A 7,647-nucleotide genomic window follows, 5' to 3' on the forward strand; every position below is an offset into this window, starting at 1 on the left:
GCGCATAGGCGCGCGCGGTATCGCGCACCATCCGCTCGTCCTCGCTCAGCTGCTCATCGAGCAGGAAGGGATCAGCCCAGTCGAACGCTCCCATGCCGGCCATAATCTACTCCGCTTGTCCTCGGCCGCCTCCTCCCGTTTGCCCTGAACCGATCGAAGGGCGTGTTCCGGGCACGGGCTTCGACAAGCTCAGCCCGAACGGGCGTGGAGGATAGGGCCTTTGCAAACCCTGTGGACCGCCGCGCAAGGATCGACAAGCGCAAGCCGCTGCGGTTCAGCCCAGCGTATGCGCATATTTCGGCTGGTCGATCGCGATCGTGTCCAGCGCGGTTGCCTTGAGGTGAGCGACCAGCGCGGGGTCGTCAGGCGTGATGGCACCGCTGCGGATCGCCTCCACCAGCGCGGCGTCCAGCTCGTCGCGCGTGCCGTCGCGGCTCAGGAGTGCGCGCATCCGCTCCACCGCGCGCGCATCCGCCGCCGGGCTCAACGCCATGTCACGCGCCGCGATCTCCAGCGCGTTGCGCGCCACGCGCAGGCCAAAGACGCTCGCGCTGCCGTCCACCGGCAGCCAATGCGCGACGCCGGCGACCAGTTCGTGCGCCGTGGGATGGGTGATCATGCCGCGTTCCTCTCGATGATCGCCACGATATCTGCCTCTGTTTCGGACAGCCGCCGACCGATCACGCCGCGCTCCGGCCCGGCGCTCGGGTCGGAGGCAAAGCTCGCATACATGCCCATGGTCATCACGCCCCATTTCAAGCTGCCGAGCATGGACCAGAAATCGACTCGAGCCGCGCTGATCGGCTCGCCACCAGCCTCGGCATAGCCGTCGAGCAGGTCCTGCACGTCACCGAAGCCGCCGACGTAGCGGTCGGGCCGACCGAATTTCCAGCTGTTGGTGCACAGCCAACCCATGTCCTCCGCCGGATCGCCGACATGCACCAGCTCCCAGTCGAGCACCGCGACGAGCCCCTTGTCGGGATCGACCATGATGTTGCCGTTGCGGAAGTCGCCGTGGACGAAGCGCGACGTCACCTTTTCCTTGGGCAGCCGCTTCTCCAGCCAGCGGAACGCCGCCTCGATCGTTGGCCGCACCGCGCCAGTCGCGCGCCAGGTCGCCTCGTAATTGGCGAGCGTCGTCGCGGCATCGGTCTGATCCAGCCCCGACAGCGGCTCGACCGAGTGGATGCGCGCCAGCGCCGCGCCGCATTGCCGGGCAAGCTTGCCGCGCGCCGGCGCGAAGGCCGGATCGCTAGTGATCCGCTTGCCAAGCGTCTCGCCGGCGACGCGGTGCATGACATAGGCTTCGTCGAGCCCGTCCGCCTCCTCGTCACACACATAGGTCACGACCGGCGCCGGTACGCCCGCCTCCACCGCGCGCGCAATCGCCTCGGCCTCGCGGCGCAGCGGCGGCTTTGACACGGCGAAATTCTCCACCATTCGCGTGCGACGGCGAAGGATCAGCGGGGTCGCCGCCCCATCCTCCCCCATGGCGTCGAACGCCCATGTCTCCATGCTCGCTCCGCCGGTCAGCCGTACCAGATTATCGACCCGCGTGGCCCCGGGGGCCATGCATGGTGCAAGCGCCGACAGCCGCCGCGCCAACTCGTCTTTCGAAAGCCTCTCCGCCATCGCCCCTCGGCTTGTTTGATTTAGGGGCTTTAAAATCTCTGGCGGGCCGCTACGCAAGTTAAAAGAGTCGACTTAATTCGGGAGAGGGCCATGGATTTCGGATTGCCGCAGGATCTGCTCGACTATCTCAAGGAGCTGGACGCCTTCATCGAGGCGGAGATCAAGCCGCTGGAGGATGCCGACGACAACATCCGCTTCTTCGACCACCGCCGTGAATATGCGCGCACCGACTTCGAGGCCGGCGGCTTGCCGCGTCACGAATGGGAAGAGCTGATGCGGGAGGCGAAGAAGCGCGCGGACAAGGCCGGCCATTTGCGATTCGCCATGGATCCAAAGTTCGGCGGAAAGGGCGGATCGAACCTGTGGATGTGTGTCATCCGCGAATATCTCGCCGCCAAGGGGCTCGGCCTCCACAACGACCTGCAGACGGAGCATTCGATCGTGGCGAACAATCCGTTCGCCAAGATGTTCGACGATTTCGGCACGCCGGAGCAGCGCGATGAGTTCATCAACGGCACGCTGAACGGCACGCGCCGAGTCACTTTCGGCCTGACCGAGCCGTATCACGGATCCGACGCGACTCACATGGAAACGCGCGCCGTGCCGGAGTCGCGCAACGGCGTGCCGGGCTATGTCATCAACGGCGAGAAGATGTGGACGACGGGCATGCACGTGGCGACCCACTGCGCCCTGTTCGCCCGCACGACGGGCGATGATGGCGCGGCGCGTGGCATCACCTGCTTCCTGGTTCCCACCGACGATGAGGGCGTGAAGGTCGAGGAATATCTCTGGACGTTCAACATGCCGACCGATCATCCGCGCGTCAGCTTCAAGGACGTGTGGGTGCCCGAGACCACGATCTTCGGCGAGCCGGAGAATGGCCTGCCGGTCGCGCAGGCGTTCGTGCACGAGAACCGCATCCGGCAGGCCGCGTCATCGCTGGGCGCCGCCACCTACTGCATCGAGGAATCGATCCGCTACGCGCGTCAGCGCAAGCCGTTCGGCGAGGATCTCGCGCGCAACCAGGCGATCCAGTTCCCACTGGTCGAGCTGGCGACCCAGGCCGAGATGCTGCGCCTGCTGATTCGCAAGACCGCCTGGGAAATGGACCAGATGCCCCACCATGAGGTGGAGAAGCGCCTCTCGGACAAGGTCTCGATGTGCAATTACTGGGGCAACCGCCTCTGCTGCGAGGCGGCGGACCGCGCGATGCAGGTGCATGGCGGCATCGGATATTCGCGGCACAAGGCGTTCGAGCACATCTATCGCCACCACCGCCGTTACCGCATCACCGAGGGCGCGGAAGAGATCCAGATGCGCAAGGTGGCCGCATTCCTGTTCGGCTATCTCGGCCCCCGGCGGCAGGAGTTCAAGGAACTGGACTGGAGCGACGTTGACTATCGCAACAGCCAGATCCGGCCCCGATCGGGCAAGCAGGCGCTCGGGTCGGTGTTCTGAGTCGCTATGTCATTCCGGCCTTGCGCCGGGATCCAAGGTACCGCGAGCGCTGCGCGACGTATAAAAACGCAGCGTGCGCGGACTGATGGATCCCGGATCAAGTCCGGGATGACGAAGTAGGTGGGGTCGCTGTTTTGAGGTACGTCATGTCGGCCCCGTGCCGGCGTCCAGGGTACCGCACATCCCGTCCGCGAAGTTCGCGGATGGCTGGATGCCGGGACAAGCCCGGCATGACGGAATACTTGCGACGCCACTAAAACCGGCATAACATCTGTTACGTTACCCCGCCGTACAGCGGCGCGGATAGGGAGAGGGAAATGCTCAAGACGCGGTTCACCGAGGCGTTCGGGGTTGAATATCCGATCGCGCAGGGCGGCATGCAGTGGGTCGGAAAGGCGAAGCTCGTCGCCGCCGTGGCCAATGCCGGTGCGCTCGGCTTCGTCACGGCGCTGACTCAGCCGACGCCGGAGGATCTGGCCAAGGAAATCCAGCGCACCAAGGATCTCACCGACAAGCCGTTCGGCGTAAACCTGACGATCCTGCCGACCATCACCCCTCCGCCCTACGCCGAATATCGCCGCGCGATCATCGAAGGCGGGATCAAGGTGGTCGAGACCGCCGGCTACAAGCCGCAGGAACATATCGACGATTTCAAGGCGCACGGGATCAAGGTGATTCACAAGTGCACCGCCGTTCGCCATGCCGTCTCGGCCGAGCGGATGGGCGCCGATGCGATCTCGATCGACGGCTTTGAATGCGCCGGCCATCCAGGCGAGGACGACATCCCGGGCCTGATCCTGATCCCCGCCGCCGCGAACAAGATCAAGGTGCCGATGCTCGCCTCGGGCGGCTTTGGTGATGGCCGCGGCCTCGTCGCCGCGCTCGCGCTGGGCGCTGACGGCATCAACATGGGTACGCGCTTCTGCGTGACGCAGGAGGCGGAGATCGCCGACAGCTTCAAGCAGCAGATGGTTGAGAATGACGAGCGCGCCACCGACCTCATCTTCCGCACGCTGCACAACACCGCGCGCGTGATGAAGAACCGCGTCAGCCAGGAAGTGGTCGCGATCGAGCGCAAGGGCGGTGCGGAGTTCAAGGACGTCCAGCACCTCGTTGCCGGCGCGCGCGGCCGCGCTGCCATGGAAAATGGCGATACCGAGGACGGCATCTGGTCCGCTGGCATGGTCCAGGGCCTGATCAACGACGTTCCGACGGTAAAGGAACTTGTCGACCGGATCGTGGCCGAAGCGGAAGAGATCATCGAGGGCCGTCTGCAATCGATGATCAGCCGCTACGCCCAAGCGGCGGAGTGAACGACTGCCCTGACATCAAATAGTTGCGCGGCTCGATCTTCTGCGCCATGCCCCTCCTTCAGTCGCACTGAGGGAGGGCTATGGCGAGCCTGAACGAGCGGGCCGCGCCCGACCTGACCGAATGCGATCGCGAGCCCATTCACGTTCCGGGCGCGATCCAGCCTCACGGATTGCTCCTGGTCGCTGATCCAGGCACGTTTTTGGTGGAAGCCGGAGCGGGGTCGTTGGAACAGACCTTCGGCCCGGATTGGCTCGGCAAGCCGCTGTCCGAACTACTGGAGCAGGATGTCGCAGAACGGTTGGGATCTCGCCTCGCGGGTCCGGGCGGCTCGGTGCGAGCTGCTTCGGTTGAGCTTTCCGGACGCTCCTACGACGTCACGCTTCATCGCACCGGCGATCGTCTTGTCGCCGAACTGGAGCCTGCCTCGGACGATCCTCTGCTGGCGGGCGAGATGCTCAGCTGGATGGACGTTATCGCTGCCGGTTTCGAACGGGCACCGAACCTTCATACCCTATGCGCCCGCGCTGCGAGCGCCTTTCAGACCCTGACCGGTTTCGATCGGGTGATGGTCTATCGCTTCCTTGATGACGAGGCTGGCCGTGTCGTCGCCGAGGCGCGCGACCCGTCGCTCGACAGTTTCATGCACCATCATTTCCCGGCCGGTGACATTCCGCGGCAGGCGCGCGCCTTGTACGTGCGCAATCGCACCCGGGTGATCCCTGATGTGCGGTACCAGCCGGCCCCGATCCGCCCGGCGCACTATCAGTCGCTCGACCTGAGCGATGTCGCGCTGCGCAGTGTTTCGCCTGTCCATCTGCAATATCTGCGTAACATGGATGTTGGCGCATCGGCCTCGATCTCGATCGTCAAGGACGGGATGCTGTGGGGCCTAATTGCCTGTCATCACCGTAGTGCAAAGGCCATGACGCTCGACATCCGTCTTGCCGCGGCGGCGCTTGCCGGCGGCCTCGCGCGACAGATCCGTGCGCGCGAGGAAGCGGAAAGCTATCGTGAGCGGCTGTCGCTGCGCGCGGCCGAGGATTCGCTGGTGCCCGCATTCAGGCCCCCGCTGACCAGGGCGGTGGCGAGCCGCCACGACGATTTGCAGCGCATGATGGACAGCGATGGCGTGGCGGTGATCCATCCCGGCGGCATCGATCGCTATGGTCGGTGCCCGGACGAAGACGCCATTGCCCGTATCGGCACGTGGCTGGCGGAGCGCAACACCACTGATGCGTTCGTGACCCATCATCTCGCGGGCCAGCTTGGCCCGGCGACCGCGTTCGCGGAAACGGCAAGCGGCATCCTCGCCCTGCCGGTGCCGGAAGAACAGGCGATACTTTTATGGTTTCGCGCCGAGCAGGTGGAGGAAATCGAATGGGCGGGCAATCCGCACAAGGGGGTCGAGCATGATCCCGCGGCCGTCCTGACACCCCGGACGTCGTTCGAGACATGGCGCGAAACCGTTCGCTGTCGCTCGCGTCGCTGGACGCTGGAGCAGACCGAATCGGCACACCGGCTGCGCCGCGCATTTCGGGAGGCGAATGAGGCGCGCGAGCGGCAGCGCCTTTTCCGCGAACTGGAACGGGCGGTAGCTGATAAGGATCTCGCCCTGGCGCAGAAGGATGTGCTGATGAAGGAGGTGGACCATCGCGTCCAGAACAGCCTTCAGCTCGTATCGGCGTTTCTGTCGCTTCAGGCGCGCGAGGCCGGCCCCGGGCCGATTGCAGATCAGCTCATCGAGGCTCGCTCCCGGCTTTCTTCGGTCGCCCTGGTGCATCGCCGGCTTTACCGGGATGACCAGATCGAGGCGATTGATCTCGCGCGCTATCTTGAAGAGCTGATGGAGGATCTGAAGGGCTCGCTCGGGGAGGAATGGTCATCGCAGATGACGGTCGACCTCACGCCGATGCTGATCCCCACCGATCGGGCGGTCAGCATTGGGCTGATCGCTTCGGAACTCGTGATCAATGCGACCAAATATGCCTATCCCGGCCGCACCGGGCCGATCGACATTGCGCTGGAGCAATATCGCAATCGCTTGCGGCTGATCGTCGCGGATCATGGCGCCGGCGTCACCGGAACGCGGAGCGGCTTCGGCAGCCGCATGATGCAGGCGGTGATGGCGCGGATCAGCGGGACGCTTGATCACGCGGATAACAGCCCCGGTCTGCGGGCGATCCTCACCGCACCGATCGAGGACAAGCCGCGCTGAGGAGACGCGGGAGTCGGGTAGGTGATACCGCAACGCCCGCGTCGGTGCCAACACGCGGCGGCAAGGCGCGCCGCTCAAACGGCCCGTTCGTCGCGCGCCGCTGCCGCATATAGCGCGAAAGTGGCCTGCGCACCCGCCACCATCTCTTCCAGCCAGCCCTTGTCCTGCCCATCGGCAGCCTGATCGATCGCCTGGCGCATCGCACGCCATTCGCCAGGCTCATGGACTGCGGAAAGGTAGGCGACGGGCAGGCCCTGACCCACGCGCTTCGCCAGAAGGCCACCACCCAGGCGCGATCCTTCGACCACGTACAGTGCGCCCCAGTGCGCCGGCGTTCCTTCTCCGCCGAAGTCGACCGCAAGCTCGGCAGGCAAGCCAAGCGCGCCGAGGTCGGCAGCGAGAAGCGGCGTACGTCGCCGAAGTGCAGGCCAGACCGACACAGCCATCGCCTCAGCCTGTGGAAGCGCGCGTGCATGCGCCTGCAGGAAGCGCCCGTAGGCAGCCGCATCACCAAGATCATGAGTGCCGAAGATGGAGTCCACCGCCTCGTGCGAAGCCGCGGTTTCCGAGCGAAGCAGAGCGATTGCCGACATCAGGACATGCGATGCCCTATCACTGGGCCGCCGTCGAGCCCATGACATGGGCCTTCACTACGCCGAAGACTGGTACGGGTGGTCGGACTCGAACCGACAATCTGTTGCCAGAGGCGGATTTTGAGTCCGCTGCGTCTACCAATTCCGCCACACCCGCGTGATCGGAAGCGGGCATTGGCACAAACAGGGTCCGCGCGTCCAGCCCGCAAGACGCGCAAAGGCTTAAACCTTGTCGCTATCCGGAAAACCGAGCGAATGATGCGCCGGAAGGTCGGGCGTCCGCTGCTGCCCGGCGGACTTGTGCACCCGCTGCGGATCGATGGCGGTGTCAAAGGCGATGCCTGCGCGCCCCTCCGTCTGCCAGGCCACGCGGCCCTCCAGCCAGCCCAGCTCGCCCAGTTCGATCTGCACCGCCGAATCTGGCGTCACCGGCTC

General features: G+C 65.3%; 6 protein-coding genes, 1 tRNA gene and 1 pseudogene. 3 read left to right on the plus strand and 5 right to left on the minus strand.

What is annotated here, in order from left to right; genetic code table 11:
* Positions 1-274: 274 nt before the first annotated feature.
* The gene (locus tag AX702_RS12030; RefSeq protein ID WP_066779881.1) at positions 275-619 is read right to left on the minus strand and encodes a DUF6285 domain-containing protein; all 345 of its coding nucleotides are present in this window, start codon (positions 617-619) and stop codon (positions 275-277) included.
* Positions 616-1,632 (minus strand): phosphotransferase family protein, encoded by a 1,017-nt coding sequence (locus tag AX702_RS12035; RefSeq protein ID WP_066779883.1) that lies wholly within the window; start codon positions 1,630-1,632, stop codon positions 616-618. The genes AX702_RS12030 and AX702_RS12035 overlap by 4 nt, the downstream gene beginning before the upstream one ends.
* A gap of 90 nt (positions 1,633-1,722) precedes the next feature.
* On the opposite strand from AX702_RS12035, the gene AX702_RS12040 reads away from it, so the two are divergent.
* The 3 genes from AX702_RS12040 (at position 1,723) to AX702_RS12050 (ending at position 6,619) form a co-directional block, all read left to right on the plus strand.
* Entirely contained in the window at positions 1,723-3,090 is a 1,368-nt protein-coding gene (locus AX702_RS12040; RefSeq protein ID WP_066779885.1) for an acyl-CoA dehydrogenase family protein, read from the plus strand.
* A 269-nt stretch (positions 3,091-3,359) separates the two neighbouring features.
* Entirely contained in the window at positions 3,360-4,403 is a 1,044-nt protein-coding gene (locus tag AX702_RS12045; protein WP_331710396.1) for an NAD(P)H-dependent flavin oxidoreductase, read from the plus strand.
* Positions 4,404-4,483: 80 nt separating this feature from the next.
* Positions 4,484-6,619 (plus strand): histidine kinase dimerization/phosphoacceptor domain -containing protein, encoded by a 2,136-nt coding sequence (locus AX702_RS12050; RefSeq protein WP_066779893.1) that lies wholly within the window; start codon positions 4,484-4,486, stop codon positions 6,617-6,619.
* A 74-nt stretch (positions 6,620-6,693) separates the two neighbouring features.
* On the opposite strand, the gene AX702_RS12055 is transcribed toward AX702_RS12050, so the two are convergent.
* The 3 genes and pseudogenes from AX702_RS12055 to AX702_RS22565 all read right to left on the minus strand — a co-directional run.
* A complete protein-coding gene (locus tag AX702_RS12055) occupies positions 6,694-7,212 on the minus strand; it encodes a biliverdin-producing heme oxygenase (protein ID WP_066779895.1) in 519 nt (172 codons plus the stop codon).
* Positions 7,213-7,282: 70 nt separating this feature from the next.
* A tRNA-Leu gene (locus AX702_RS12060) sits at positions 7,283-7,369 on the minus strand.
* Between the two features lie 65 nt (positions 7,370-7,434).
* Positions 7,435-7,647 (minus strand): annotated as a pseudogene (locus tag AX702_RS22565) (hypothetical protein); the annotation flags it as partial.

Origin of the sequence: Sphingomonas sp. CCH5-D11, assembly GCF_001557395.1 — a bacterium.
GTDB lineage: Bacteria > Pseudomonadota > Alphaproteobacteria > Sphingomonadales > Sphingomonadaceae > Sphingomonas.